Annotated in this window: 22 protein-coding genes, 1 tRNA gene and 5 pseudogenes; 13 read left to right on the forward strand and 15 right to left on the reverse strand. The window is 68.5% G+C overall.

Features of this window, described 5'->3' with window-relative positions; genetic code table 11:
* Positions 1–130: 130 nt before the first annotated feature.
* From fabF to AC1C2V_RS19455, 5 genes are all read right to left on the reverse strand, one after another.
* The gene (fabF, locus tag AC1C2V_RS19435; RefSeq protein ID WP_495391302.1) at positions 131–1,384 is read right to left on the reverse strand and encodes a beta-ketoacyl-ACP synthase II; all 1,254 of its coding nucleotides are present in this window, start codon (positions 1,382–1,384) and stop codon (positions 131–133) included.
* 111 nt (positions 1,385–1,495) lie between these two features.
* Positions 1,496–1,747, reverse strand: a complete 252-nt coding sequence (locus AC1C2V_RS19440; protein ID WP_079574895.1) for an acyl carrier protein — start codon at positions 1,745–1,747, stop codon at positions 1,496–1,498.
* Positions 1,748–1,882: 135 nt separating this feature from the next.
* Entirely contained in the window at positions 1,883–2,896 is a 1,014-nt protein-coding gene (locus tag AC1C2V_RS19445) for a beta-ketoacyl-ACP synthase III (protein WP_495391303.1), read from the reverse strand.
* Positions 2,893–3,867 (reverse strand): ACP S-malonyltransferase, encoded by a 975-nt coding sequence (locus AC1C2V_RS19450; RefSeq protein ID WP_495391304.1) that lies wholly within the window; start codon positions 3,865–3,867, stop codon positions 2,893–2,895. Before AC1C2V_RS19450 ends, AC1C2V_RS19445 begins: the two co-directional genes overlap by 4 nt.
* A gap of 160 nt (positions 3,868–4,027) precedes the next feature.
* Positions 4,028–5,281, reverse strand: a complete 1,254-nt coding sequence (locus AC1C2V_RS19455; RefSeq protein WP_495391305.1) for a PucR family transcriptional regulator — start codon at positions 5,279–5,281, stop codon at positions 4,028–4,030.
* 99 nt (positions 5,282–5,380) lie between these two features.
* Here AC1C2V_RS19455 and AC1C2V_RS19460 point away from each other — a divergent pair, with 99 nt between their 5' ends.
* Positions 5,381–6,052 carry a hypothetical protein gene (locus AC1C2V_RS19460; protein ID WP_495391306.1) on the forward strand — a complete coding sequence of 224 codons (672 nt, stop codon included), beginning with the start codon at positions 5,381–5,383 and terminating at the stop codon, positions 6,050–6,052.
* Positions 6,053–6,195: 143 nt separating this feature from the next.
* Here AC1C2V_RS19460 and aceE read toward each other — a convergent pair whose 3' ends face one another.
* Positions 6,196–8,943: a pyruvate dehydrogenase (acetyl-transferring), homodimeric type gene (gene aceE, locus AC1C2V_RS19465; RefSeq protein WP_495391307.1), complete on the reverse strand. Its 2,748-nt coding sequence runs from the start codon at positions 8,941–8,943 to the stop codon at positions 6,196–6,198.
* A gap of 370 nt (positions 8,944–9,313) precedes the next feature.
* On the opposite strand from aceE, the gene AC1C2V_RS19470 reads away from it, so the two are divergent.
* From AC1C2V_RS19470 to AC1C2V_RS19490, 5 genes are all read left to right on the forward strand, one after another.
* Positions 9,314–9,724, forward strand: coding sequence for a DUF3052 domain-containing protein (locus AC1C2V_RS19470; protein WP_495391308.1), 411 nt, complete (start codon positions 9,314–9,316; stop codon positions 9,722–9,724).
* Between the two features lie 4 nt (positions 9,725–9,728).
* Entirely contained in the window at positions 9,729–10,205 is a 477-nt protein-coding gene (locus AC1C2V_RS19475; protein ID WP_495391309.1) for a peroxiredoxin, read from the forward strand.
* A gap of 92 nt (positions 10,206–10,297) precedes the next feature.
* Positions 10,298–10,374 (forward strand) — tRNA-Val (locus AC1C2V_RS19480).
* 96 nt (positions 10,375–10,470) lie between these two features.
* Complete coding sequence (locus tag AC1C2V_RS19485) at positions 10,471–11,766, forward strand: tyrosine-type recombinase/integrase (RefSeq protein WP_495391310.1); 1,296 nt, start codon at positions 10,471–10,473, stop codon at positions 11,764–11,766.
* Between the two features lie 76 nt (positions 11,767–11,842).
* A complete protein-coding gene (locus AC1C2V_RS19490) occupies positions 11,843–12,064 on the forward strand; it encodes a helix-turn-helix domain-containing protein (RefSeq protein ID WP_495391311.1) in 222 nt (73 codons plus the stop codon).
* 1,070 nt (positions 12,065–13,134) lie between these two features.
* Here AC1C2V_RS19490 and AC1C2V_RS19495 read toward each other — a convergent pair.
* Entirely contained in the window at positions 13,135–13,416 is a 282-nt protein-coding gene (locus tag AC1C2V_RS19495) for a hypothetical protein (protein WP_495391312.1), read from the reverse strand.
* Between the two features lie 9 nt (positions 13,417–13,425).
* Positions 13,426–14,283: a hypothetical protein gene (locus tag AC1C2V_RS19500; protein WP_495391313.1), complete on the reverse strand. Its 858-nt coding sequence runs from the start codon at positions 14,281–14,283 to the stop codon at positions 13,426–13,428.
* A gap of 1,111 nt (positions 14,284–15,394) precedes the next feature.
* Here AC1C2V_RS19500 and AC1C2V_RS19505 point away from each other — a divergent pair.
* The 3 genes and pseudogenes from AC1C2V_RS19505 to AC1C2V_RS19515 all read left to right on the forward strand — a co-directional run bounded on the left by AC1C2V_RS19505 (position 15,395) and on the right by AC1C2V_RS19515 (position 17,297).
* Positions 15,395–15,991 (forward strand): SLATT domain-containing protein, encoded by a 597-nt coding sequence (locus AC1C2V_RS19505; RefSeq protein WP_495391314.1) that lies wholly within the window; start codon positions 15,395–15,397, stop codon positions 15,989–15,991.
* Between the two features lie 2 nt (positions 15,992–15,993).
* Positions 15,994–16,421 (forward strand): annotated as a pseudogene (locus AC1C2V_RS19510) (SMODS domain-containing nucleotidyltransferase); the annotation flags it as partial.
* A 222-nt stretch (positions 16,422–16,643) separates the two neighbouring features.
* Positions 16,644–17,297, forward strand: a complete 654-nt coding sequence (locus AC1C2V_RS19515; protein ID WP_495391322.1) for a nucleotide-binding domain-containing protein — start codon at positions 16,644–16,646, stop codon at positions 17,295–17,297.
* A gap of 78 nt (positions 17,298–17,375) precedes the next feature.
* Here the strand turns inward: AC1C2V_RS19515 and AC1C2V_RS19520 are convergent.
* A pseudogene (locus AC1C2V_RS19520) lies at positions 17,376–17,747 on the reverse strand (transposase); the annotation flags it as partial.
* Positions 17,748–17,852: 105 nt separating this feature from the next.
* Here AC1C2V_RS19520 and AC1C2V_RS19525 point away from each other — a divergent pair.
* Positions 17,853–18,383 carry a hypothetical protein gene (locus AC1C2V_RS19525; RefSeq protein WP_495391315.1) on the forward strand — a complete coding sequence of 177 codons (531 nt, stop codon included), beginning with the start codon at positions 17,853–17,855 and terminating at the stop codon, positions 18,381–18,383.
* 413 nt (positions 18,384–18,796) lie between these two features.
* Here AC1C2V_RS19525 and AC1C2V_RS19530 read toward each other — a convergent pair.
* A pseudogene (locus AC1C2V_RS19530) lies at positions 18,797–19,820 on the reverse strand (IS30 family transposase).
* Positions 19,821–20,002: 182 nt separating this feature from the next.
* On the opposite strand from AC1C2V_RS19530, the gene AC1C2V_RS19535 reads away from it, so the two are divergent.
* From AC1C2V_RS19535 to AC1C2V_RS19545, 3 genes and pseudogenes are all read left to right on the forward strand, one after another.
* Positions 20,003–20,581, forward strand: coding sequence for a TetR/AcrR family transcriptional regulator (locus AC1C2V_RS19535; RefSeq protein ID WP_495391316.1), 579 nt, complete (start codon positions 20,003–20,005; stop codon positions 20,579–20,581).
* 101 nt (positions 20,582–20,682) lie between these two features.
* Positions 20,683–21,153, forward strand: coding sequence for a hypothetical protein (locus tag AC1C2V_RS19540; protein WP_495391317.1), 471 nt, complete (start codon positions 20,683–20,685; stop codon positions 21,151–21,153).
* Between the two features lie 103 nt (positions 21,154–21,256).
* A pseudogene (locus AC1C2V_RS19545) lies at positions 21,257–21,583 on the forward strand (relaxase domain-containing protein); the annotation flags it as partial.
* 447 nt (positions 21,584–22,030) lie between these two features.
* Here the strand turns inward: AC1C2V_RS19545 and AC1C2V_RS19550 are convergent.
* From AC1C2V_RS19550 to AC1C2V_RS19570, 5 genes and pseudogenes are all read right to left on the reverse strand, one after another.
* Positions 22,031–22,408: pseudogene (locus AC1C2V_RS19550) on the reverse strand (FAD-dependent monooxygenase); the annotation flags it as partial.
* Positions 22,309–23,094 carry a transposase gene (locus AC1C2V_RS19555; protein WP_495391318.1) on the reverse strand — a complete coding sequence of 262 codons (786 nt, stop codon included), beginning with the start codon at positions 23,092–23,094 and terminating at the stop codon, positions 22,309–22,311. The pseudogene AC1C2V_RS19550 and the gene AC1C2V_RS19555, both read right to left, overlap by 100 nt.
* A 223-nt stretch (positions 23,095–23,317) precedes the next feature.
* Entirely contained in the window at positions 23,318–23,971 is a 654-nt protein-coding gene (locus AC1C2V_RS19560) for a response regulator transcription factor (protein ID WP_495391319.1), read from the reverse strand.
* Entirely contained in the window at positions 23,956–25,314 is a 1,359-nt protein-coding gene (locus tag AC1C2V_RS19565) for a sensor histidine kinase (protein ID WP_495391320.1), read from the reverse strand. The genes AC1C2V_RS19560 and AC1C2V_RS19565 overlap by 16 nt, the downstream gene beginning before the upstream one ends.
* A 5-nt stretch (positions 25,315–25,319) precedes the next feature.
* Complete coding sequence (locus tag AC1C2V_RS19570) at positions 25,320–25,763, reverse strand: hypothetical protein (protein WP_495391321.1); 444 nt, start codon at positions 25,761–25,763, stop codon at positions 25,320–25,322.
* Between the last annotated feature and the right edge of the window lie 595 nt (positions 25,764–26,358).

The raw sequence follows: 26,358 nt of genomic DNA on the forward strand, positions 1-26,358 counted from the left end.
CGGTTGAGCCTGTCGAAACCCAGCACGCCGGTTGAGCCTGTCGAAACCCTGTGACGGGGTTTCGACAGGCTCAACCGGCGTGCTGGGTTTCGACAGGCTCAACCGGCGTTTCGCGTCGGTGGACCGTCTGTCAGGCGCTGGTGACCGTGAGCGCCACGTTGTGGCCGCCGAAGCCGAAGGAGTTGTTGATCGCGACGAGGTCGCCGTCGGGCAGCTTCTCCGGGGTGCTGCGCACCAGCGGGACCTGGAGCTCCGGGTCGGGGTTCTCGACGTTGATCGTGGGCGGGGCGAGCCGCTCGGACACGGCCTTGACCGTGAAGAGCGTCTCGAGCGCACCGGCGCCACCCAGGAGGTGTCCCGTCATCGACTTGGTGGCCGAGAGCCGCACGTGGTCGGCCTCGCCGCCCATGAGCTTGCGGATGGACGCCGTCTCGGTGAGGTCGCCCACCTTGGTGGACGTGGCGTGCGCGTTGACGTGCGCGACGTCGCGCGACGTCACGCCGGCGTCCTCGAGCGCCCGGCGCATGGCGGAGACCTGGCCGGTGCCCTCGGGGTCCGGCGAGGTGATGTGGTAGGCGTCGGACGACAGGCCGAGCCCGGCGAGCCGGGCGTAGATGCGCGCGCCGCGCGCCGCAGCGTGCTCGGCGCTCTCGAGCACCAGCACCGCCGCGCCCTCGCCGATCACGAAGCCGTCGCGGTCGACGTCGTACGGGCGGGAGGCGCCCTGCGGGTCGTCGTTGCGCAGCGACAGGGTGCGCGAGGCCGCGAAGGCGGCGATCGGCATCGGGTGGATCGTGGCCTCGGTGCCGCCGCACACGACGACGTCGGCGCGGCCGGCGCGGATCATGTCCATGCCGTAGCCGATCGCCTCGGCGCCGGACGCGCAGGCGGATACCAGGGCGTGTGCCCCGGCCTTGGCGCCGAACTCGAGCGACACGTAGGCGGCGGGGGAGTTCGGCATGAGCATCGGGACCGTCATGGGGAGCATGCGCCGCGCGCCGCGCTCCCGGAGCGTGTCCCAGCCGTCGAGCGTCGTCCAGATGCCGCCGATGCCGGACGACACGACCACGCCGAGACGCTCGCCGTCGACCTCGGGCGCGCCCGAGTCCTGCCAGGCCTCCCGGGCGGCGACCATGGCGTACTGCGTGGACGGGTCCATGCGCTTGGTCTCGGGCCGCGAGAGCACCTGGTCGGGGGTGACCTTAATCGTCGCGGCGAACGTGACCGGCAGGCCGTACGTCTCCGCCCAGTCGTTGTCGAGGGTGCGCGCGCCCGACTCTCCCGCCAGGGCGGCCGCCCACGTGCTGGGGGCGTCGCCGCCCAGCGGTGTGGTGGCTCCAAGGCCGGTGACGACGACGTCGCGCGAGGCAGGTGCGGCAGTCATGGGTGGTCACTCCTGGTGTGGGACGGGTGCGGCGAGGTGCTGCTCGGTCAGGATGCCGGGCGGGCCGGGGTGACCGGCCCGCCCGTGCGGCGGGGCGAGGGCCCCGCGGCGTCACGCGGCCTGCGCACCCTCGATGTACGAGACGGCGTCGCCGACCGTCGTGAGGTTCTTGACCTCGTCGTCGGGGATGCGGACGCCGAACTTGTCCTCGGCGTGGGTCACGATCGTCATCATCGACAGCGAGTCGATGTCGAGGTCGTCCGTGAACGACTTCTCCGACACGACCGCGTCCGTGGGCAGACCGGTCTCCTCGGCGACGATCTCGGCAAGACCCTCGAGGATCTCCTGGGAGGTGTAAGCCATGGGGTACGTCTCTCCTTGTACGGGGTACCGGCCCTCCGGCACCGTGGGGTGTTGCGGTGCGATTGTCCCGCACCACGGGGGTCCGTCTCGACCTCGGGCGGCGAACCGGCCGATGGGGTCAGCAACGGGGCTTGACTAGGGCAGCACCACGACCTGGGCCGCGTAGACGAGACCGGCGCCGAAGCCGATCTGCAGGGCGAGGTCGCCCGGGTGCGCCTGATCCTCGGCGAGCAGGCGCTCCGTGGCGAGCGGGATGGATGCCGCCGACGTGTTGCCGGTGTCGGCGATGTCACGCGCGACGACCACCTCGTCGGGCAGCCGCAGCTGCCTGACCAGCTGGTCGATGATCCGCATGTTCGCCTGGTGCGGCACGAAGACCTGGATGTCCTGCGCCTCGACGCCGGCCTCCGCCATGGCCTTCGCGGCGATCGGCGCCATCTGGAAGCTGGCCCACTTGAACACGCTCTGGCCGTCCTGGCGCAGCGTCGGCCAGCCGGCCGTCGGGTCCTGGCGGAGGTCGGACCACGGGTGCGTCTGCCGGATGGATTGCGCTTTCGCGCCGTCCGAGCCCCAGACCGTCGGGCCGATGCCCGGCGTGTCCGAGGGGCCCACGACGGCCGCCCCGGCGCCGTCGCCCAGCAGGAACGAGATGGAGCGGTCGGTCGGGTCGATGAAGTCCGACATCTTCTCGGCGCCCACCACCAGCACGTTCCGCGCGGCGCCGGAACGCACGAGGGCGTCGGCCTGGCCGATGCCGTAGGCGTACCCGGCGCAGGCGGCCGAGACGTCGTAGGCCGCCGCCGGGGTGGCCCCCAGCCGCTCGGCGAGCAGGGCGGCGCCCGCGGGCGTCTGGTGGAAGTACGTCACCGTGGACAGGATCACGACGTCGACGTCCGCGCCGGTGAGGCCGGCCGCGTCGAGGGCCTTGCGGGCGGCTGCCTCGGCCAGGTCGAGCACGCCGACCTCGGCATCCGCGCGGCGCCTGGTCACGATGCCCGTGCGCTGCCGGATCCACTCGTCGGAGGAGTCGATGGGGCCGGCGACGTCGTCGTTCGTCACCACCCGCGAGCCGCGCTCGCCCGCGACGGACAGGATCCGCGAGTGCGGGACCGGCTCCGCCTGGCGCAGCGCCCTGCGTGCCGTGCTCACGCGGCGGCCCCGCCGGCGACGGAGTGCCGCGCGATCAGGTCGCGCGCCGCGTCGACGTCATCCGGGGACTTGACCGCGACCGACTCGACGCCCTTGAGAGCCCGCTTGGCCAGGCCGGTCAGCACCCCGCCCGGGGCGAGCTCGAGGATCGCCGTCACGCCGCGCTCGGCGAACGTCGCCTGGCACAGGTCCCACCGCACGGGCGTGGTCACCTGGGCGGCCAGGCGGGCGAGCACGTCGGCGGCGGTGCCGTGGCCGTTCGAGCCGGGCGCGAGCGTGTCGTACGAGGCCCCGTCGGCGTCCGACAGCAGCGGCAGCCGCGGGTCGGTGGCGAGCCAGCCGGTGGCGACCTGCTCGAAGGCGACGCGGGCGGAGTCCATGAACGGCGTGTGGAACGCCCCCGCGACCTGCAGCGGGATCACCCGGGCGCGGGTCGGGGGCTCAGCCGCGAGGGCGGCCAGTCGCTCCGGGTCGCCCGCGGCGACGACCTGGCCGCCGCCGTTCACGTTCGCGGGGAACAGGCCTGCCGCCTCGATGGAGGCCAGCACCTCGTCCGGGTCTCCCCCGACGACGGCGCTCATGCCCGACGGCGCGGCCGCGGCGGCCTCCGCCATCGCGCGGGCGCGGTGGGAGACGAGGCCGACCGCGCCCGCGTCGTCGAGGGCCCCTGCGACGGCGGCGGCGCTGAGCTCGCCGACCGAGTGGCCCGCCGTGACGTCCACGACGTCGGTCGCGGGGCGACCGTCGAGGATCGTGCGCAGCGCGAGCAGCGATGAAGAGACGATCAGCGGCTGGGCCACGGCGGTGTCGCGGATCGTGTCCGCGTCCGACGTCGTCCCGTGCTGGGCAAGGTCGGTCCCGGCCGCGGCCGAGAAGGAGTCGAGCAGGTCGGCGGTGCCGGGCAGCTCCAGCCAGGGGCTGAGCATCCCGGGGGTCTGAGAGCCCTGTCCAGGGCAGACGACGGCAAGCACGGAACCACGGTGCCACCCCGCCCGCCGGACACGTCGTCGCGACCCGCACGAACCTCGCGGAAGGCGATTGTGGGAAACCTCCAAGCCGTGCGCTGGTCGAGCTCGTCGAGACCTGGTTGCTCTCGTCGGTCGAGCTTGTCGAGACCCGGTTTCGACAGGCTCAACCGGCAGATGCGGTGGTTCCCTCGAGCTGCCCGAGCGCCAGGGCGATCTGCAGCACGAACGACTCGCGGGCGTCGAGCGGGTCCCAGCCGCTGATCTCGGAGACCTTGCGCAGGCGGTAGCGCACCGTGTTGGGGTGCACGTACAGGCGGCGCGCCGCGGCCTCGAGGGACCGCCCCGTGCCCAGGTACGCGGAGAGAGTCTCGAGCACGGAGCCGGACGCCTCCTGCAGCGGCCGGTACGCCTGGGCGACCAGTGTGCGCCGCGCGGTGACATCGCCGGTCAGCACGCGTTCGGGCAGGATCTCGTCCGCGAGGACGGGCCGCGGGGCCTGCGGCCAGGCCGGGGCGGCGGCCAGCCCCGCGAGCGCCGCCGTGGCGGAGGCCGCCGCCTCCGAGACGTCGGGGACGACGCCGCCGATCACCACCGGGCCGGGGCCGAAGCGGTCGAGCAGGGAGGATGCGGCGGCGACCAGGTCGCCGCCGCCGCCGAGGACCAGCACCAGCCGGTCGCCGTGGATGCCGACCAGGGCGTCGCCGGCGGCACGGCGCGCCAGGCGGCGCAGCTCGGCCGTGCGGACGTCGTCCAGGCGGGTCGTGGCCTCGCCCACGACCACGAGCGCCTGACCACGACCGCTCCAGCCCAGGGCCGAGACGCGGGAGCGCAGCGAGTCGTCGCCGTCGCCGCGCACCAGCGCGTCGACGACGAGCGCCTCGAGCCGGGCGTCCCAGGCGCCCCGCACCTCGGCGGCGCGCGCGTAGACCTCGGCGGCGGAGAACGCGATCTCGCGGGAGTAGCGGAGTACCGCCTCGCGCAGCTCGCGCTCGTACCCCGGGGCGGCGATCTCGTCGGAGTGCTGTTCGACGACGTCGACCATGAGGCGGACCAGCTGGAGCGTGTGCTGCAGGGAGATCGACCGCGTGAGCTCGGGCGGCGCCGCGGCGAACATCTCGCCCACGCCGTGCGGCGTGGGCGTGGGCTCGGCGAACCAGCTCACGAAGGCGTTGATGCCGGACTGGGCGACCAGCGCCACGTACGAACGGTCCTCCGCCGGGAGCTGCCGGTACCAGTGCACCTCCTCGTCGAGCCGCCGCATCGCCGCCGAGGTGAGCACGCCCACGCCCTCGCGCACGCGCTGCACGTTCTCGCCCCGCGAGACGGGGCTCTCCTCCTCGCCCGCCGCTGGGCCGGGGGAGCCCTCGCGGGCGGGCGTCCCGCTCGCTGCGGACGTCGGGGTGCCGGTGGTGGTCATGGGTCGAGGATACGGGCGGTGTTGTGGGGAGTGCACAAACGGGGTCGGCGTCCGTGCCCGCCCCGGACGCCGGAGAGGTCATTGGATAGGGTCGAGGACATGGCCCTCATGCCTCGGCTCCGGCAGCTGCTGCGCCGCCCGTTCTCCGCCTCCACGGTGGGTACGCGCCGGCCGTCGCGCTCGCAGCGCGGGGACACGGTGCAGGAGGACGCGCTGCGGGCGATGCTGGCCGACGACCCCAACGACGCCCGGGCGTTCTACGCCCTCGCCGAGGTCGTCCGACGCCGCGCGGCCGAGTCGCCGAGCCCGGACGACCCGCTCAGCGCCCCGTCCGACGAGGTAGCCAAGCAGCGGGCCGCGGACCTTGCGGTCTGGTCGCTCGCCGAGGAGCTCGCCGGGCACCCGCGGGGCTGGCGGCCGCTGCTCGAGCTGGGGCGGCTGTCCGTCGCGGACGACCCGGAGGGCGCGGTGCGCCGGCTCAGCACGGCGTCCGAGCGCGAACCGGAGGGGGAGGCGCTGGCGGAGGGGCTCATGATCCTGCGCGACGCCGGGATGCCCACCGAGGCGTTGGGGCTCGGCATCGGGCACTGGCGCGCACGCGAGCACACCCCGGAGGTGGGCCGCCAGCTCGTCCTCGCGGCGCTGGAGGCCGGGCGTGTGGCCGAGGCGAGGCAGCACCTGCAGTCGCTGGCGCTGCACCCGGGCACGGGGGAGCTACGCGCCGAGCTGGAGCGTGTGGTCGCCGCGCGCGAGCAGTCCACGCCGAGATAGAGAACCCCACGCGCCGAGATAGAGAAGCAAGACCCGCGGGATAGAGAACCCCGAACCGCGAGATAGAGAAGCTCGGACAAGGCCGCACCCGGTGCGGCCTTGTCCGAGCTTCTCGCGGTTCGGGGTTCTCTATCCCGCGGAGGTCAGCTGTCCCCGCCGGCGATGCCGGAGGTGCCCGCGTTGACGTCGAACAGGCGGTACTTCTCGACCGCCTTCGCGACGACGTCCGCCGGGACCTCGCCGCGGCGGGCGAGCTGCTGCAGCGTCCGCACGACCATCGACGGGCCGTCGATGAGGAAGAAGCGCCGCGCCGCGGCGCGCGTGTCGGAGAAGCCGAAGCCGTCCGCACCGAGCACCGCGTAGTCGCCCGGCACCCACGCACGGATCTGGTCCGGCACCAGGTGATCGAAGTCGCTCGTCGCGACGAACGGGCCCTGGGCGCCCGACAGCTTCTGCGTGACGTACGGGGTCCGCGGCTCCACGGTGGGGTTCACCAGGGAGTCGTGCTCGGACGCCAGCGCGTCCCGACGCAGCTCGTTCCAGCTCGTCACCGACCACACGTCGGCCGACACGCCCCAGTCCTTGGCGAGGAGCTGCTGCGCCTCCAGCGCCCACGGCACGCCCACGCCGGACGCGAGGAGCTGGGCCTTGGGGCCGTCCCCGTCGCCGGTCGAGATGCGGTGGATGCCGCGCAGGATGCCGTCGACGTCGACGTCCTCCGGCTCGGCCGGCTGGATCATCGGCTCGTTGTACACCGTGAGGTAGTACATGACGTTCTGGTCGCGGCCGTCCGACCCGTCGCCGTACATGCGCTCGATACCGTCGCGCATGATGTGCCGGATCTCGTACCCGAAGGCGGGGTCGTACTGCACCATCGCCGTGTTCGTGCCGGCGATGATCGGCGAGTGCCCGTCCGCGTGCTGCAGGCCCTCGCCGGTCAGCGTGGTGCGGCCGGCGGTGGCGCCGATGATGAAGCCGCGGGTGAGCTGGTCGCCCGCCGCCCAGAACTGGTCGCCGGTGCGCTGGAAGCCGAACATCGAGTAGAAGATGTAGACCGGCACCATGGTCTCGCCGTGCGTCGCGTACGACGTGCCCACGGACTGGAAGGCCGCGGCCGACCCGGCTTCGTTGATGCCGGTGTGCATGATCTGCCCGGTCTCGGACTCCTTGTAGCTCAGCATGAGCTCGCGGTCCACGGCGAGGTAGTTCTGCCCCTGCGTGTTGAAGATCTTGGCGCTCGGGAAGATCGCGTCCAGACCGAACGTGCGGGCCTCGTCCGGGATGATCGGCACGATGCGCTTGCCGAACTCCTTGTCCTTGATCAGGTCCTTGAGCAGGCGCACGAAGGCCATCGTGCTGGCCACGTGCTGGGTGCCGGAGCCCTTCTTGAGGATCTCGTACGACTTCGGGTCCGGCAGGGTCAGCGCCTTGGGCGACGACCGGCGCTCGGGCAGGAACCCGCCCAGGTGGCGACGACGCTCCAGCAGGTACTGGATGGTCTCGTCGTCCATGCCCGGGTGGTAGTACGGCGGCAGGTACGGGTCGGCGTCGATCTGCTCGTCCGTCAGCGGGATGCGCAGGTTGTCGCGCAGCGCCTTGAGGTCCTCGTTCTTGACCTTCTTCATCTGGTGCGTGGAGTTGCGGCCCGCGAAGCTGGATCCGAGCGCGTAGCCCTTGACCGTCTGCGCCAGGATGATCGTCGGCTGGCCCGTGTGGGCGCGCGCGGCGGCGTACGCGGCGTAGATCTTGCGGTAGTCGTGGCCACCGCGCTTCATGTTCCAGATGTCGTCGTCCGTCATGTTCTGCACGAGCGCCTTGGTCCGCGGGTCGCGGCCGAAGAAGTGCTCGCGGATGAACGCCCCGGACTCCGCGCGGTACGTCTGGTAGTCGCCGTCAGGCGTGGCATTCATGAGGTTCACCAGGGCGCGGTCCTTGTCCGCGTTGAGCAGGGCGTCCCACTCGCGGCCCCAGACCACCTTGATGACGTTCCAGCCGGCGCCCTTGAACTGGGCCTCCAGCTCCTGGATGATCTTGCCGTTCCCGCGCACCGGGCCATCGAGGCGCTGCAGGTTGCAGTTCACCACGAAGGTCAGGTTGTCGAGCGCCTGGTGCGCCGCGAGCTGGATCATGCCGCGCGACTCGGGCTCGTCCATCTCGCCGTCGCCGAGGAACGCCCACACGTCCTGCTGGCTCGTGTCCTTGATGCCGCGGTTGTGCAGGTACTGGTTGGTCCAGGCCTGGTAGATCGCCGACGCCGGGCCGAGGCCCATCGAGACGGTCGGGAACTCCCAGAAGTCGGGCAGCATCCGCGGGTGCGGGTACGACGGCAGGCCGCCGCCGGAGTGCGACTTCTCCTGGCGAAACCCGTCGAGCTGCTCGGCGCTGAGCCGGCCCTCGAGGTAGCCGCGGGCGTACTGCCCGGGCGAGGAGTGGCCCTGGAAGTACACCTGGTCGCCACCGCCGGGGTGGTCCTTGCCGCGGAAGAAGTGGTTGAGGCCCACCTCGTACAGCGTCGCGACGGACGCGTAGGAGGAGATGTGGCCGCCGACGGACACGTCGGGACGCTGGGCGCGGGTCACCATGACGGCGGCGTTCCAGCGGATCCACGAGCGGTAGCGACGCTCCATCGCCTCGTCGCCCGGGAAGTACGGCTCGTCGTGCACGGCGATCGTATTGACGTACGGGGTCGCCACCGATGCGGGGATGTGCACGTTGCGCTCCCGCGCGCGACGGAGCACGTTGAGCATGACGTACCGGGCACGCGGGCCGCCCTTGTCGTCGATCAGGCCGTCGAGCGACTCGACCCACTCCGACGTCTCGGCGGGGTCGATGTCCGGGACGGCGCTGAGCAGGCCGTTGATCAACGGTCCGGTCTCCTCGTACGAAGCCACCAGCAACCTCTCTCATCTTCGGGCGGTGGCGGCACCTGGTCGCCGCCCCGGGCCCGTGTCAGGCATCCCGTCGTAGGGGCACCGCGACGCGTGGTCGCGACGGTGCGACCACGAACGGGTGGTCATCACTCATTGTGTCCCCAGATGAGGCGGGGGGACACACCATCGGCCGGTCAAGGATCCGTGATCTACGTCATGCCAGGGCGCCGGTGTCGCCGAGATCGCGGCGGGTGAACGCCGTCCCGCAGACCGGGACGCCCCGGGGGGTTGCCGGGCGCGCGCGCTTCCGGTGGACTACGTTGGCGCACACGGGTCATGAGGGCCCCGAGTGCGCCCTTGTACGTCATACGGAGAGGAACGAAGGTCCAACGTGGGTAAGCAGGCGGAATCCCCGGCAGCACGGTTCGGGTTCGGCACCGGGCAGGTGGTGCAGGAGTTCGGGTGGGGAGAGGACGTCGACAACGCGCTGCGTGCGGACATCGAGGCCGTGGTCGGCAGCGAGCTGGTCGACGAGGACTATGACGACGTCACCGACGGTGTGATCGTGTGGTGGCGTGACGACGACGGCGACCTGACGGACACGCTCGTCGACGTCCTGACGGTGCTCGACGACGGAGGCCTCATCTGGCTCCTCACGTTGAAGCCCGGCCGGGACGGGCACGTGGGCCACGACGAGATCCAGGAGGCCGCGACAACCGCCGGCCTGCATGCCACGAGCACTTTCGCCGTGGCGCCGGACTGGTCGGCCACGAAGCTGGCCAACCGCGGTCGTGGCCGCTGAGCCGGTGACGAGCGGGGCCCCGGAGGCGCGGGGGCGCGCGGGCGACCCCGCGCCGGACTTCACCCTGCCGGACACGCACGGCACCCCCGTGCACCTGGCTGACCTGCGCGGCGACCCGGCGCTCGTCGTCTTCTTCCCGTTCGCGTTCTCGGGCATCTGCACCAGCGAGCTGTGCGAGCTGCGCGACAACATCGAGGACTTCGAGGCGGCCGGGGTGCGCCTGCTGGCGGTGTCGACCGACCCGGTGTTCACGCTCAAGGCGTGGCAGGAGCAGGAGGGTTTCGGCTTCGACCTGCTGAGCGACTTCTGGCCGCACGGCGCCGCGGCCGACGCCTACGGCGTATTCGACCCGGGTAGCGGTCATGCGCTGCGCGGGTCGTTCCTCGTCGACGCCGACGGGATCGTGCGGTGGTCGGTCGTCAATCCGCGCGGTCAGCGGCGCGACCTGGAGGCGTACCGCGAGGCGCTCGCGGAGATCTGACGCGTGGAGCTCCCCGACGTGCGGGGATCCGGCGTGAGGCGCGCGGCGTCGAGCGGTGGCTCCGGCGCCCGGTATTCTTGCCTGCGCTGCCAGGGCCTGTAGCTCAGCTGGTCAGAGCGCCACGCTTACACCGTGGATGTCGGGGGTTCGAGTCCCTCCGGGCCCACCACCAGGGATTTTGCGTGCCTGACCTGCATCTTCGTCGCCCGAGGTCGTGGACCGGCCAGCACTGAGATGGACTCTCGCGGGACTCTAGAGTCCCGCCATGGTCCCGCCAGAGTCCCGCGGGCCACGCCGCACACCTGCCGCCATGAAGGCGGTGGTGGCCATGCCTAAGGGTGGCTTCGGGGTCGTCGAGTCCCGACGTAGCAAGACCAGCAACCGGATCGTCAGCGCGCGAGCGCGCTACTGGGGTCCGGACGGCAAGCGCTACTCCCAGACGTTCGGCGACAAGCTCTCGGCGCAGATGTGGCTCGTCGAGGAGCGCAAGCTGATCGACCGGGGGGAGTGGCGCCCGCCGGACCGGCGCGACGTCGTGCGGCGGCTGACGGTGGCGGAGTGGGCGTCCGAGTACGTCGAGTCCCGGTCGCTGGCGCCGTCGACGTACCGCAACTACACACGGATGGTCCGCGTGTACGTGGAGCCGACGCTCGGGCGCCAGTACCTGCACGACGTCACGATCACCGACGTCGCTGTCTGGCACGCCCAGCTCAAGGCCGACCTGCGCAAGCGGGCGAAGGCCAAGGGCCGCACCAACGGGGACGGCGCGGGGGAGGCGGCACAGGTCTACAAGTTCGTCTCCGGGGTGTTCCGCGCCGCCGTCAGCGCGGGCCTGATCGACACCTCGCCGGTGCGGATCACCGGCGCCGGCCGGTACCGCCGCCATCGCACCCCCGTGGTGCTGACGCCCGAGGAGGTCGAGGCGCTGGCTCGCGCGCTGCCGGAGAAGTACCGCGCCCTGGCCGACGTGATGTCCTGGACCGGGCTCCGCATCGGCGAGGTGCGCGCGCTGCGCCGGCGCGACGTCGACGTGCGCGACCCGGACGACGCCACGATCACCGTTGCCCAGAACGTCTCCCAGGGCGGCAGGGGAGTGGGGGCCGTCGTCGGGCGCCCGAAGACGGAGGCGGGCTCGCGCACGATCGCCATTCCGCGCGTCGTCGCCGAGTCGCTGGCCGAGCACCTGGGGAGGTTCGCGCAGCCGGGGCGTGACGGGCTCGTCTTCCCCTCTCGGACCGGAACGGTGCTGTCCGAGGGCACCTGGCGGTACGCGTGGATCACGGCCCGTGAGAAGGCCGGTCTGCCGGACGTCAAGACCCACGACCTGCGGCACACGAGTCTCACCATGGCGGCCCGGGCCGGCGCGACGACCGCCGAGCTCATGCACCGCGGAGGCCACACCGAGGCGCGCATCGCGATGATCTACCAGCACGCATCGGCCGAGCGTGACCGCATGATCACCCAGCGCATGGTCGAGCTGCGGCGCGCCGACGAGCTCGCCGCACGGCGGGCGCGCAAGCGCGGCGAACCGGGAGACGACGACAGCCGTGAACTGCACTGAGCCGGTCCTCGCGTTCCTCACGAGGACTCGCTCGCACACCTCACCAGTGACAGTCACCGATAGCCAGGAGGTCGACATGGCCACGCAACGACGACAGCCCGCGCGGCCGCCCACCGGCAGGCTCGTCCCTCTCGTCGAGGCCGCCCAGGAGTTCAGCATCTGCACCAAGACGATCCGTCGTCGCATCGCCAGCGGCACCATCACCGGCTACAAAGTCGGCCGCGTGATCCGCGTCGACCTCGACGAGCTCCGCCGTCAGCTCGTCGTCCAGATGCCCTCAGCGCGGAGTGCACGGTGACGGAAGCCTCCCGCCCGTCCGGGCGTGGGACGGCCGAACCACCCACGAAGCGTCGCCAGGTCGTGGCCGGCGTGTGCCCGCGCTGCGGGAGTGCCGTGCAGCGCCGGAAGACGGGCCGGCCGGCGACCTGGTGCTCGCAGGTCTGCCGGCGTGCTGCGTACGAGGAGCGCCGCGCGGCACGCTCGGGGGCCGTGGCGCTGGAGTTCGTCGACCGAGTGCGGGTCGAGGGGATACAGCACTCACGGGACGACTGCCTCGCGACGGTGCTCGCCTCGCCGGTGGCGACGTCGAGGCTCCTCGAGGCGCTGCTGCGGAAGCTTGCTCTCGACGGGGAGCTGTGGGAGCCGCGCTGGGAGCGGACCTGCGACGCGTTGTCGAGGTGCGGGTGGGTCATGGAGGGCGCACGCGGCGCCCGACGATGAACCTCCATGACCGGCCGACGGCGAGATCAGCGGTGGTCCCGAATCGGGACCAACGCTTTGCGTCAATTGTCTGAACTGGTGTCGCGCCGAGGCGAACGGTGTGACCCGGCGCGTTGAGCCCGAATCGGGCGCAACGCCTTCGTCCTGTATGCCCGGTTGAAGTCCGAGTCCGCGCCGATGTCCATGCGCCGGTCGCGCAGTGTCGACCTGAAGTTCGGCCGAAGTCTCCTTGTGTAGTTCGGCTCCTGCTGGTGGTGTCCCGAAGGGCCGACATAGCCCGTGTTGTTCGGCTCCGCCGAGGACCGTGGGCCGACGCGCGCCGCCGTGCAACGGCGCTCCAGGTGGGTGTCCATGCCCGCCACGCTGGCAGGCGTGCGTCCCACTTTTCGTATCCCCGCGGTGCGTATCCCCTCAGGGACGTGGCCGTATCGGCAGGTCAGCGGCGTCTCCCCGGTAATTCTCCTGGAAGGTGTGACCTGCATCGCTTCGACCTGACGACCGCCTGCACTGTAGACGCTTCAGAAACCACCGATTCTGAGGCACGCCAGAATCGGGTTCTGGAGGTTTCGAAACTGGGCGGTCCAGGGGCAGGCCGGGCTGGCGAGGGTGGCGAGACTTAGGACTCTCTCGCCACCCTCGCCGTTCGTTTTAGATGATGTGGAGCAGCACCAGAAGGGATAGGAAAGCGTAAGGTACCGAACCCACGACGAACCCGAGGCCCAGCGCAAGTGGCACGACCGTGCGGTGCGTGAACCAGAACACCGATCCGATTAGGGCAATTGCCACTCCTGCCATCGGAACACTCCAGAAGAGCCACGGGGAAGTGATGAGCGCTGCACCCGCAGAAATCCAGAAGACCCAGGATCTAAGCAACGTCTCCCAGAATCCAACCGTCCGGCTTTCGTGCCGGTCGAGCTGCATCTCGGCCATCCTTGGAGTCTACAGCGCTGCCTTCTTGGCGAACGTGCCTCGACGGAGCAAGGACGCGCAATCGCCGCTCTTCGAGCCCGACGCGGCGTAGGTCCACGTGCCGTTCGTCCGGCCTGTGACGCTCGCACGGAGACTCGTGTAGGTCGCCTTCGACGGGTTGCAGAACCACGTGTTCTTGAAGGACCCCCATGTTGTCGTCGTGAAGCCGGCGTGCGAACTGCCCTTCGAGGTCCTTGACCACCCCGGATCCATCCATGACCATCGGTGATACCAGCTGTTCCGCTGCGTGGTGTTCCACCTGACCTCGGCATCCGTGCTGTTGACCTTCAGGGCTGGCGGGTCCATGTACCAGGTGTTGACGGCAGCGAACCAACGGGCGGCGGCGAGAGGTGCTACGTCCGGCCCGGACTCCTCGTCCGTAAGGTCGCCCGCCGCGGGCACTCCGCCTGTGTCGACGACCTCGGGCACGGCGTCAGCGGGGTAGATGGCGCGAGCGACCTTGAGGGTGCAGGTCGTGGGGTCATAGGTGAGCTCGATGCTGGCTTCGGCAGTGTTGTCCGCGGGGCCAGGGCGCTCCTGGTTGAACTCGCACCCTGCCACGTTCTCGGGCGGGTGCGGGTTCCAGGGATCCTCTACCAGAGTGGTCGGGAGAGGTGTACCCGCTACCTGCTCGACGGTGAAACCGGGTAGCTCGGAAGGATCGAAGTTGTAGTGAACGACCCCTTGGCCGTCAACATATGTCTCATCGACGGGAGTGCCAGGAGCCGGCTCGGCAGCGGTTGCGAATTGAGTCACAGAGCCCGAGATAAGTAGAGATATTGCGGCTATCTGGGTCGCGCGCCGGAGAGCTTTCTTGTCCAGGGCCATTCCTGGACCTCCTAAGGGAGAGAAGGGCGAGCGCTCGCCACCTTCTGAGCGCGTGGTTCGAAGCGTAGGAAGCATTCCCCGGGCCGGCGACCCGGGTAGAGGGTGAATTTGACCCCTTCAGTCAGGGGCCGTCAGAGGCCAACTGTGAGCCCCCCGCTCGGGGCATCATCGGACCCTGTCAGGCGCGCGTAGCGGGGCTCTACCGAGTCGCTTTGATGAGACGGCGTAGCCCTAGACAGGGACTCGCGCGAGCACGCCTCCCCGCGACTGCGTGTTGGACTTCGACAACAAGGCGCAGGGCATCAAAACTGACCGATTCTGATGCGACCCCCCCGCGGGCTCGACGCGCCGGCGACACGCCGCTCAAGGACCCGCTTCAAAACCCCTGCCGGTTCATAACCACCGGCGGGGTTTTCGCGACGGTCGCAGCATGGCGATCACCTCCGGCTATGCGCGGGCCTGGGCGTCGACGCAGGGCCCCGACGCACAGCGCGATGCGCTCCTCGAGCTCAGCGCCTGACGCCAGCCGCATCACGGAGCGCTTAACCACCAGCGGGAACTTGACCGGTGGCGACCTCGACTGCGCCACCGGTGGCCCCGCCTGACCGGTAGACCCGGCCCGCAGCCGCGCGGCGTCGGGCGGGAGAAGTCGAATCGCCCGCATCCCGACCCCGACGAGTCGTGGTCCGAACGGCGCCGGTGAAGCCCAGCTCCTGACCAGGTAGACACCATCGCCACCCGCCTCAACGAGGTCACCATCGTGCTCCACAGCGAGGAGCAAACCTCACCTGCGAGCGAGCTACGCACGCCTGGACTCGTGTATCCCCCGGGGGGCCTCCGCGCAGAATCGAGCGGTCACACGTCTTGCAGTTGAGGTCGCGAGTTCCGTCCGTGCGGAACGGAGTCGTCTCGCGTCGTTAGGGAGCCGTCGAACTGGCTCCGGCCCTCCTGAGTCTGTGCCCGGGCTGGCGGACAGGCGGCACGCTCCACGGTCTCACGGGACCAAAAAAGAGCCTGCAGTTCCACCGTGTCGGTGGTCATCGGCATACTCGTAGCCGGTGCACTCGCTGGTCGCGCGCGCTTCGAAGATTCTTTGAGCGATCGGAGCGAGTTGACCTACGAGGATGCCGCGGCGGTCGGCCGTGACCGGTACTTGCTCGCGCAGGTGCGCGAGTCGTTTGGTCGCGTGGCGTACGCCCACAAGACCCACGAGAAGCAGGCGGACATCTGCTTCGCCAAGCACCGCCTGCAGCAGGCTGTGCTCATCGCGCTGACGGCGATCAGTTCGGGCACGTTCCTGGTCGCGGTCATGAGCCAGTTTGCCAGCACGACGGTGACCAGCTTCGTGACCTCCACCGTCGCGGTCCTGGTCACCTGGGTCACGCTCGGGGCGAAGACGTTCCGGTTCCACGAGGAGGCCGAAGGGCACCGAGACAGCGCGTCCCGACTGTGGGGCGTGCGCGAGTCCTACATCTCGCTCATCGCCGACCTGATGTCCGGCGAGATCACGGACGCTGATGCCAGGGCTCGCCGCGACGAGCTGCAGGAGGCTGCCCGCGCGATCTACTCCGGGGCATCGCGGACGAGCAGCAAGGCGTACGACAGGGCCAAGGAAGGGCTGAAGAACAACGAGGAGCTGACGTTCAGCTCCCGCGAGCTGGACCTCCTGCTCCCCGAGGCTCTGCGGCTCAACGGAGACGAGGTCTGACGATGGAGACCGGCGAGATCTTCGACGGGCTGCTGGCGAACCTCAAGGTGGGGGACAAGGTCACGACGATCCGCACCCGCCGGGACGAGATCACCAAGGCCCTGAACAAGAATTTTCGCGACAAGGACGCGTGCGTTGACTACAGGCTGATGATCGGCTCGTTCGGACGGCACACGGCGATCAAGTCCATCTCCGACCTCGACATGATCTTCATCCTGCCGGCGGGCTGCGCGACGACTACGACGACGCCAACGGACCGCGCCGGATGCTCGAGCGGGTGCGCAACGTACTGAAGGCGCGATACCCGAACACCGACATCCGCGTCGACCAGTGCGTCGTGCGCTTGCAGTTCACCTCCAACTCATTCAAGTTCGAGGTCCAGCCGGCTTTCGAGAACGCCGACGAGAGCTTCAACTACCCCGACACCAAGGCCGAGACCTGGAAGACCACCAAGCCGCGCGCGGAGATCACGGCCACGAAGGAGTGCAACGACCGCACCTCGGCCAACATGCGCCACCTCGCCCGGATGGCCCGAGCCTGGAAGAACACGAACGGCGTGAACATCGGCGGTCTGGTAATCGATACGCTGGTCTACAACTTCTTCCAGCAGACCAGTGCGTACGACTCGGCAAACACGGGCTCGTTCGACCTGATGTCCCGTGACTTCTTCGAGTTCCTCAAGGACGAGCCCGAGAAGGACTACTACCTGGCCCTCGGAAGCCGCCAGCGTGTCCACGTCAAGGCCAAGTTCAAGGCCAAGGCGAAGAAGGCCTACAACCGCTGCGTCTCCGCGATCGAGAACGAGGGCAAGTCCGCGGCAGTCAAGAAGTGGCGCGAGGTCTTCGGCACCAGCGTGCCGCTGACGGTTGCCGAGGCTGCTCTAACTGCATCGACCTCGTCCAGGAGCACCGAGAAGTTCATCGAGGACCTGAACCCGGTCGACATCCGCGAGACGCTGACCATCGACTGCGAGGTCACTCAGGATGGCTGGCGGCCGGTGTGGCTGCGTGCGATGAGCCGCGTTGGGATGCCCCTCCTGGCGGGTAAACGATTGAAGTTCAAGGTCACCAGCTGCACGGTCGAAGAGCCGTACACGCTGAAGTGGAAGGTGCTGAACCGCGGCGAAGGGGCCGAGCGGCGACATATGACCCGCGGCGACATCATCTCCTCGACGGGTCCCGACACTCGCATCGAGCACTCGAGCTTCCGAGGTGAGCACCTAGTCGAGTGCTTCGCCATCAAGGACGGGGTCGTCGTCGCCCGAGACCGCATCGACGTGCCGATCACCACCAACCGCGCGGACTGACGCCGGCGCGAGCACGCGTGACCGAACCGTCCGGCGAAGCCGACGCCGGACGTCGTCGGCGTGTAGTTCGACGTCGCCCCCTGTGTCTTGATCCGGGCGGGTCGTGTTCCTGCCGTGCTGTGCGCGCGGGTGATCGTCGCGTCCACCGACACGTTCCAGTCGACCTGGCCGGCCACGTCGGCCTCGGCCAGCAGGACCGCGAGAACCCGGTCCCAGGTTCCGTCCCCGACACACCGGCGATACTGGCTTCCAGACCGCCTTCCACGGCCTGAACTCCTCACGCGGCAGCTCGCGCCACCGGATCCCGGTCCAGTGCCGGTAGATGGTCGCCTCGACCACCCGCCGGTCGTCACCGAACGGGCGACCCCGCCGCCCGACGTTCGAGGGCAGCACTGGCTCGATCCGCTCCCACTGCCCGTCCGACAGCGTCCGGTACCGCGAAGACGTCACCTCGACAGTCTGCTGCGCGCCTCACCGACAATTTGGGAGACATGTCCTGACCCTGGACCCGCAGGCACGCGGTGCGGGATGATGACCTGAACCGGGGAGGTGCGCGTGGCCAAGGGCTTCAAGATCAACGAGCGTGGCATGCGGCAGATGGAGCGCGAGCTGCAACGGAGGGTCGACAAGATGTCGATCAAGGTGCCGGTCCAAGCAGGCACGAAGGGTGTCGCCTCCGCCGGCTGGGGTTCGACCGTAGTGAACAACTACCACGCGCCGGTGGTCACGGTTAATGGCGACCACGCGCAATTGGCCTGGAACAGCGAGTCCGTGAACCAGACACAGACGTCTGATATCGCCGACGGGTACACGCCGCTCGCCGCGGCGGTCTCCGAGCTGCTCGCCTCGCTCGAGACTCTGGGCCTTGAGGCAGACGACGCGAAAGTGGTCCGGGCAGAGAGTGCCGCTGTCCTCGCAGAGGTGACGAAGCCCAGCCCCGATGCCATGGTGATGAAGGGCAAGGTCGTGACCCTCCGCGGCCTTCTCGCGCCCGTCCTGATCGGTCTCAGTAGCGCGGTGACCAGTGAGACGGCGGACACGGCCCGCGACCTGCTCGAGAAGCTCACGACCTCTCTCGGGTCCTGACACCGGCCGATCGCGAAGAGCCGGCCGCCGGTCACCCTCGGGACTCTAGGGCGTCTCCTAATTCTGAGGTGACGTGGGCATCACTGAGCGAGGCGCGCCCAACGGCGTCGCGCTCCCCGCGAGCGCCTCGCCCAGCACGTCCGTTTGAGTTCGGCGTGGGTGTCGAGCGGCTGTCTCTTCGCCGTCGGCGCGCATGCCGTGCGATCCTGAATAGCGTGAACGTCGACCGCATAACTCGGCCCCGCCAGAGGCCCGCGGTCCACGATCCGGCAGTAAAGGTGCAGGTCAAGGGCGCTTCCACGTTCTACACCGTGGATGTCGGGGGTTCGAGTCTCTCCGGGCCCACCCAAGCGTCGTTGTTCAGACCAACGGCATTCCCGGGTTGAGTCCCAGATTCCGTGTCGGGGGCGGTGTCAAGCGGTGGTAGCAACGGCTTCGTCGCGCAGTAGCTTCTCAAGGGCCTCACGCGGGGTGAGGAAGCGGAGGCTCGCGCGGGGTCGTTCGTTGAGTTCTTCGGCGATCGCGTCGAGGTAGGGCTGGTGGTCGGTGATCTCGGTGCCCTTGGGCAGGTACTCGCGGATCAGGCCGTTGGTGTTCTCGTTGGAGGGCCGCTGCCACGGCGAGCGGGGATCGGCGAAGTAGACCGGCATGCTCGTGGCCAGGGTCAGGGCAGCGTGACGGGCCATCTCGGTTCCCTGGTCCCAGGTCAAGGACTTGCGCACCAGCGTGGGCAGCTCGTTGAACTCCTCGATCAGCACGTCGGCCAGGCCCGCGGAGTCCTTGCCTGCTGGCAGGGCCTTGATGGCAACGAACCGTGTGGTGCGCTCGACCAGTGTCGCCACGACGGTCCTACCGGCCTTGCCGATGACAAGGTCGCCCTCCCAGTTGCCCGGGACCCGCCGCCCGGCCGCCTCGGGATCGCGGTCATCGATCGAGACCATTCCCACGATCCGCGCGGACCGTTCACCAGCGGGCTTACGGGCCCGGCGGCGGGTCCGCTTGGAGCGCAGCATGATGCCCGCGGCAGCGAGCTCGCCCTTGGGCAGTGCGTACACGTACTGGTAGATCGCCTCGTGGCTGACCGTGCGGCCCTGGGCGTCGGGCGAGTGCTTCATCGTGGACACCGTCGCGTCCGCAGCCTCCAGACGCAACCGTCCCGCGATCTGCCGCGGCGTGCGGGAGCGTTTTCAGATCCGCCCGTACCCGCGCAGCCAGGACCGGATCGGCCCCGACCTTGTGCTCCTTGGGCCGCGCCCGGGACCGCTCGGCCCGCGCGTCGGTCGTGACTGGCTGTACGTCCCGTCCGCGAGCCGGTGGCGGGGTCAGCTCACGCGAGACCACCGAAACCGACCGGCCGATCGCCCGACCGATCCGCCGCGGACCCCACCCCGCCTTGAACCCCGTGGCAATCTCCACCCGATCCGAGAACGACAGCAGCACCCGTGCGCCCACCCAGCAAGCCTCCGGTCCGACGCCCGCTGACCAGGAGTGTTGCTTGGACCGTATGACACCGCCGGGCCGTTGTGGCCAGACAGTCATCGATGTGACCTTACGTCTGCTTGCACGTCTCAAACTAACAGTGTTAGCATGACACTAACGCTGTTAGTTCAGGAGTTGAAATGGCCACCCCGCTCACCCGATGCGCGATCGTCGCGACCGCGTGCGAGATCCTCGATTCTGGTGGACGCTCCGCTCTCTCAATGCGGGCCATAGCCGCTCGGCTCGACGTGAAGGCGGCATCGCTCTACAACCACATCTCTGGCAAGCACGAACTGCTTCAGGAGGTCGTGGACAATTTTGCCGTGGAGATCGTGGCCGGACTTGATGCGGCCGCGGGCTGGCGGGCTAACTTCACCGCACTCGCCACGGGACTCCGCGAGACTCTGCGAAAACATCCGGGAGTGACCGAAGTAATTGCGACAGTGAACCTCTCCTCGAAAGTCGCCCAGCACATCGCCGAGGAGTTCGGGCCAGCGTTTGCGCGCGAGCTGCATACGACGGCCGAGCGCGCGTTGCTCACATTTCAGTCCTTATACGTCCTCGTGGTCGGTCTCGCACTCGCGGAGTTCGGTGATGTCCCCAACGATCCGGCTGCCCCACGTGAGCTCTATGACACTTGGTTCCGAATCGCAACCGAAACCTTTATCGACGGAGTCGCAGCGCAACTCGCAGTCAGGGGATATGAGTCCCGCCCCTGATCGGCCACCACGCCCGTTCACTGCCCGCGCGGGGCCGACGCCATCGGGTGCATCACCAAGGCGACGAAATCATCTGCCCTATCTGATCGGAGATTCTCCCCATGCTCGTCCTCACCCTCGTTGTCCTGCTCGTAGCGGTCATCTACTTTGTGCTCACGACGCTGGTCGACTTCGCACCTTTGAACAACGCGCGGTCCGCCACTCAGCGGGAACGTACAATCGAAGTGGCCATCAACGGCCCGATCATGTTCCTCCCGGTAGTACTCGTCGTCCTCGCGGCCGCATTTCACCTCTCCACGTTCGCGTGGGTTGCTGGCTCGCTGGAACTTCTCGTCCTGATCGGTGGGCTCCTCCTATGGTGGCTTCCCTACCTGGCCGGTGTGAGCGTGCCGTGGGCGACTGCAGGCACCGGTGATTCATGGCAGGAACTCCACGCCCGCACCTATTCGCACACGATCATCGTGCTTCCCCGAATCGGCGATCGGCCCCGGCCCAACCTGGAGCACATGATTCTCCATACGCTCGTATTGACGGGTGCGATCCTTGCGTTCATCTACGCAGGGACTCTCTGACGCACGTCGACGAGCGGCCTGCTTGGGTTTGACAAGCACCTACTCAGGCCCACCCAAGCGTCGTTGTTCACACCAACGACGAGCAAAGCAGGTCGTCTCTACCGAGGTCGGGGAATCCGAACGCGGCACACGTCGCGCGGCGGCGGGGTTCGGCTTCACGTTCTCGGTTCCGAAGTCTGCGTCTGTGTTGTGGGCGGTTGCGGATGCGGGGACGCAGGCATTGATCGCGGACGCGCACCATGCGGCGGTTGCGGAGGTGGTTGCGTTCATGGAGCGAGAGGTTGCAGCGACCCGTGCTGGCGCAACCGGACGCGATGGCGCGGTTGCGCAGGCCGACGTGCCGGGGGTGGTCGCTACCGCGTTCGATCACTACGACGACCGTACGGGCGACCCGCACTTGCACACGCATATCGTCAACTCGAACAAGGTTGCGGCCGGACGGCATGATTTCGTTCGTAGGTCTCGGCGAGCTCGACTCCGTGACCGCCATCGCTATCCCTCGCGAGTCGCACCCGTATAAGGAAGTCTCCTCCGTTATCTTCCGATCCCGCGGTCGCGCTCGGGTGGGCGTTGAGGCCGGTCTATGCAGGCCGTACGGTTTCGGCGGTGCGCTCGTCAACGTCGGTCGGCGGCGTGGAGCGCCCTGGGTTCTGTCGATCGGCCCGCTGGCCGAATAGGGATTTTCCCAGAGAGTGCTCCGCACTGCCGATGCAACCGCCTGGCTAGCGAGGGGGTGCGGGGGCCCAGTTGAGAATATCGGTGCCGGCCGCGGCCAAACGGTCGGCTGGAAGCATCCGCAAGAGGACGTTTCGGGCCGACCAGCGAGCGGGGACTGGAGGTGCGAGCCGAATCGAGCTGTCAGGGCTGAACGGCGCACGATTCTCCGGGCGTGCACGTATCGGTCCGTGCCGTAGCGTTTCAGTGCATTTGCCAGCGGTTCGCCGTCGGCCACTGGCTCACCGATCAGACGTCCGACGCTGATGGCATCCTCTAAAGCCGAATTGGCGCCTTGTCCCATGGTGGGCAGCATGGCGTGGGCAGCGTCACCGATCAGGACCAGTCGGCCGTGCAGGTAAGTGCGTGGCTGCGGGGCAAGTGTATAGACGTCGTGGCGCAGCAAGCGGTGCGGTTGGGTGTGTCGGATGAGAGCGCTATTCACGTGGCCTGGCGGTAGAACTCGAGGTTGGTGATCATGTGGATCACGCTTGGTAGTTCGGCCAGGCGTCCGCGGTAGCCGGTCGCGAGGGTCTTCCACTGCTTGAGCAGCGCGATCGTCCGCTCGACCGGGGCACGTAGGGACGCGATGTGGCGGTTGTGTTCGCGGTCGGCGTCGGTGCGTGCGACGCCCTTGGTCTTGCGCCGTGGCGTCAGGCGGGTGTGTTTGACGTACGCGGTGTCGGCCAGCACGGCGATCACCCGCTGCCGGCGGGCTGCGGCGATCTGGCCGGCCCAGCCGACCTCGTCCAGTGCCCGCGAGTCGTGCCGGGATCCTCGCACCGGGACCGACACGTCGGCCAGGGTGCCGTCGCGGAACGCGGCGACCTGGATGCCGAGGGCCTGCTTGTGGTGTTTGGCGTTGTAGTTCGTCGTGCCGGTTCCGGCCCGGTTGCCGGTGGGCACCGGTGTGCCGTCGATCAGGACCGTGCTGCGCTCGAGCGCCTCATGGAGATGCCTGCGGTCCAGGGCGGTGACCTGGCCGATGATCGGCATCAGGTATTGCCAGATCCGCGAGACCGTGGACTGGGAGATCCCGTACAGGTCCCCGGTCAGCTGCTGCGGCAGGTTGTGTCGCACCTTGATCAAGACCATCGTCACCGCCCGGCCGAACCCGAGCTCGAAGTCGTACCGTTCTTCCTCACGCCCGACGTGCACCTGCCAGGCACGGGCGATCAGCTCGGTCGTCTGGGCGGCGGTCAGTCCGCACGTAGAGTGGTAACGCATCGGTCCTTCGTTCGGGTTCGATCCTGGCGTAGACAACCTGGATCAAACCGGACGCGAGAGGCCGTTGCGCTACCTGCCCAAACTTGACTCTGACCAGCAACGATGCAGGTCAAGCCATCACATACCCATGGCCAACCCCGAGCCCGTGAATAACGCTCTCACTGCCCCTGGTGAGAACACCTCTGAGACACGTCACCCAGAAACGCGCAAGTCGCGCTGCGCGTTAGTTGCGGGCGTCGTTGAGGTAGGTGAGGACGGCCATGACACGTCGATTGGCGTTGTTGTCGTCGTCGAGGCCGAGTTTGTCGAAGGTCGTGGTGGTGTATTTGCTGATCGCACTCTCGCTGAGGAACAGACGCGCCGCGATGGCGGTATTGGAAAGTCCTTCGGCCATGAGCGCAAGGACGGAACGTTCCCGCTCGGTGAGCTGCGCGAGGTGCGGTGCTGTGGCCGGGCGGGCGAAGAGTTTGGAGACCACGGCGGGGTCGAGGGCGGTGCCGCCCGCGGCGACGCGTTCGAGGGCGTCGATGAACTGGTCGGCCTCGAACACGCTGTCCTTGAGGAGGTATCCGACCCCGCCGGCCTGGTCGGCGAGAAGCTCACGGGCGTAGAGCTGTTCGACGTGCTGAGACAGGATCAGCACGGGGAGCCCCGGAATCTCTTCGCGGGCGCTGAGAGCGGCGGTGAGGCCTTCGTCGGTGTTCGTCGGAGGCATCCGTACGTCAACGATCGCGACATCTGGGCGGTGCGTGAGCAACGCATCCAGGGTCTCGGGCCCGGTCGCTGCGGTCGCGACCACGTCGTGCCCGTAGGCCTCGAGTAGGCGGACGACGCCATCGCGCAGGAGGTAGAGGTCTTCGGCTACAACGATACGCATGGCACCACCATCCTCGTCTGGGTCGGCCCACCGACCGGGCTGGTCACGGTAAGAGTTCCATCGAAAGCGGCGAGCCTTCTGCGGATGCCATCGAGGCCACCCCCGGACTCCACGCTCGCGCCTCCGGAGCCGTTGTCATCGACGTCGATCTCGATCGTCGTGCCCCGATGACGGACCTGGATCTGCACCTGGGCGGTGGGCGCGTACTTGGCGGTGTTGGCGAGCAGCTCGGCGACGCCGAAGTAGAGGGCCGCCTCGATTGGGGCTTCCAGCCGCAACCGGTCGGGGGCATCGATCTGGATGTCCAAGGGGCTGTCGAGGGCGAGCGCGCGGATCGCCTCGACGGCGCCGCGTTCCACGAGTACGGGCGGGTTGACGCCGCGGACGAGCTCGCGCAGTTCCGTCAGGGAGCTGGAGGTGCCTTTGCGTGCTTCGCGCAGCAGTGTTTTCGCTCGTTCCGGGTCGGTGTCCATGAGCTTCTCCGCGGTCGCCAACGACAAACCCACCGCGACCAGTCGTGCCTGGGCGCCGTCGTGGAGGTCGCGTTCGATCCGGCGGATCTCCGCGGCCTGCGCCGCCGTCGCATCCGCACGCTGCATCTCCAACTCGTGCACCTGCTCGGCCATCACAATGCTGTCCGGCAGTTTCAGCCAACGCACCACCAACGGAGGGGCGATCCGCCAGGCGTAGGGAGCCGTGGCCACCGCTACAACCGCAAGGAGCACGCCGACCGTAATCGTGATTGGTGTCGCATGGGCGAAGGCGATGAGCGCGCCGACGAGAGCTGTGACGGGAATGAGGCACACCGCCCCGGCGGTTAGCGCGGCGATCGGCACCCACCGCACGTCGCGCCAGTAGGCGGGGTCGCCTCCGCGGCGTCGCAGCCGCTGATCGAGCTCCGCATCCCGGCGGGTGCGCTCGTAGGAGTAGCCGTTCCACCACTGCCCGGTAGACAGTTGCACCGGCTCCGGCGCGTTCTCCGGGCGACGATAGCCGTCATCGACCTGGATGCCAGACCAGCGGGCCGTCACCCGTCGGAACGCCGTGCCGAGCGGGCGGGCCAGCACCAGCGTGAGCGGAATGAGGATCATCAGCAGCCCGAACCAGGACCACGGATTACTCCACGACCAGGCCGAACCCAACAGCGCGCTTACGAATGGGAGGACCGTTGCGAGGGCGGGGACGGCCAGGGCGAGGGCGGTGAGCAGCACAGCTCTGACAAATCCGTGCCAGGCAGCAGCCGGCCACGACGCCATCTGTCGCATGTGCTCCCCTTCGTTCCGCTCTACAACCGATTTTAACTGCCCGGCCTGATCCTGTGTCTCGGCGACCGATCGTGCCATCTGCCTCATGCGCCCTTCGGGAAAGCGCTCGTCAGGGGCTGCCGGCGAGTGATGATGGCGACCGCGACCAGCGTCAACGCAGACACGGCCTGGATCGCGGCGTACCAGGTGGGGCAGAGACCGGGGATCAGGTCGACCACGATGATCGCGATCGGCACGATGAGCGTCACAGTCCGCAGCCGGTCGAAATCCTTGCGACTGCCCTTCGCCGCGCGGGTAGCGAGCATCGAGAAGAAGGGGGTGATCGCGAGCAGGATGCCCGCCCGAACCCACATGAACGTGCTCACCTCGCCACCCATAATGGCGATCACAGCCAGCACTGCCAGCACGATCACGCCGACCACACCGTAGATCACAACGCACTTCTTCACCGTGGACGAGGCCTGCTGGACGCCGGCCTCGCTCGCCCGCTGCGCTTGTGCGGAGGCCTCATTGTTGGTGTTCGTCATGTTGCCGGTTCCTCTCGTTGTTGGTATATGCTCAACCTTAGAAAGACCGAAGACCGCGCAGTACAGGCCTAGACGCACCGATAGGTGGGCCTAACCACACTCCTACCGAGGGCAGGATGAGCGCGGGTGCAACCAGTGTCTGAGAAATCAGGCGGCGTTTGGAGGAGCTATCGGCGTAGAAGGGCCTTGAGCGCCAAGACCGCTTGCCGAGGCAGAACTCCGTTGCCGAGGCACCCGAGATCGCAATTACTCCGTGAGCGTCCACACTCGATGTGGCACAGGCACGTTCCACTTGATGAGGGTGCCGCTGGGGGGGGGGGTTGAACTGCACTCGACCTCATCGCACGCAGGGACACGAATCGGTGCTCAGGCCCGTAAATACAGGGCAGAACGAGGGTGCGCCTGTGGACAGCTACACCGAGATACGCGCACCCACCTGGTGCTTAGCACCTGGATAGCGCGGAGCAGCGACCAAGCACCTACCAACCGGCGGTTGTCTCAAAAGCTGTAGTTATCTGAGAGGGCTATTCACGGTCACCATCCCAGGCGGTAGAGCTCGAGGTTCGTGACGATGCGGATCACGCGGGGTAGTTCG

It is taken from the genome of Isoptericola sp. Y541 (genome assembly GCF_059445465.1).

Coding starts and splice junctions, on each gene's coding strand:
- fabF (WP_495391302.1), bottom strand. CDS start 1,384: ATGACTGCCGCACCTGCCTCGCGCGACGTCGTCGTCACCGGCCTTGGA.
- AC1C2V_RS19485 (WP_495391310.1), top strand. CDS start 10,471: ATGGTCCCGCCAGAGTCCCGCGGGCCACGCCGCACACCTGCCGCCATG.
- AC1C2V_RS19535 (WP_495391316.1), top strand. CDS start 20,003: ATGGCCACCCCGCTCACCCGATGCGCGATCGTCGCGACCGCGTGCGAG.
- AC1C2V_RS19570 (WP_495391321.1), bottom strand. CDS start 25,763: ATGACGAACACCAACAATGAGGCCTCCGCACAAGCGCAGCGGGCGAGC.
- AC1C2V_RS19495 (WP_495391312.1), bottom strand. CDS start 13,416: ATGGCCGAGATGCAGCTCGACCGGCACGAAAGCCGGACGGTTGGATTC.
- AC1C2V_RS19440 (WP_079574895.1), bottom strand. CDS start 1,747: ATGGCTTACACCTCCCAGGAGATCCTCGAGGGTCTTGCCGAGATCGTC.
- AC1C2V_RS19555 (WP_495391318.1), bottom strand. CDS start 23,094: ATGCGTTACCACTCTACGTGCGGACTGACCGCCGCCCAGACGACCGAG.
- AC1C2V_RS19490 (WP_495391311.1), top strand. CDS start 11,843: ATGGCCACGCAACGACGACAGCCCGCGCGGCCGCCCACCGGCAGGCTC.
- AC1C2V_RS19540 (WP_495391317.1), top strand. CDS start 20,683: ATGCTCGTCCTCACCCTCGTTGTCCTGCTCGTAGCGGTCATCTACTTT.
- AC1C2V_RS19560 (WP_495391319.1), bottom strand. CDS start 23,971: ATGCGTATCGTTGTAGCCGAAGACCTCTACCTCCTGCGCGATGGCGTC.
- AC1C2V_RS19515 (WP_495391322.1), top strand. CDS start 16,644: ATGTCCCGTGACTTCTTCGAGTTCCTCAAGGACGAGCCCGAGAAGGAC.
- AC1C2V_RS19455 (WP_495391305.1), bottom strand. CDS start 5,281: ATGACCACCACCGGCACCCCGACGTCCGCAGCGAGCGGGACGCCCGCC.
- AC1C2V_RS19500 (WP_495391313.1), bottom strand. CDS start 14,283: ATGGCCCTGGACAAGAAAGCTCTCCGGCGCGCGACCCAGATAGCCGCA.
- AC1C2V_RS19460 (WP_495391306.1), top strand. CDS start 5,381: ATGGCCCTCATGCCTCGGCTCCGGCAGCTGCTGCGCCGCCCGTTCTCC.
- AC1C2V_RS19565 (WP_495391320.1), bottom strand. CDS start 25,314: ATGGCACGATCGGTCGCCGAGACACAGGATCAGGCCGGGCAGTTAAAA.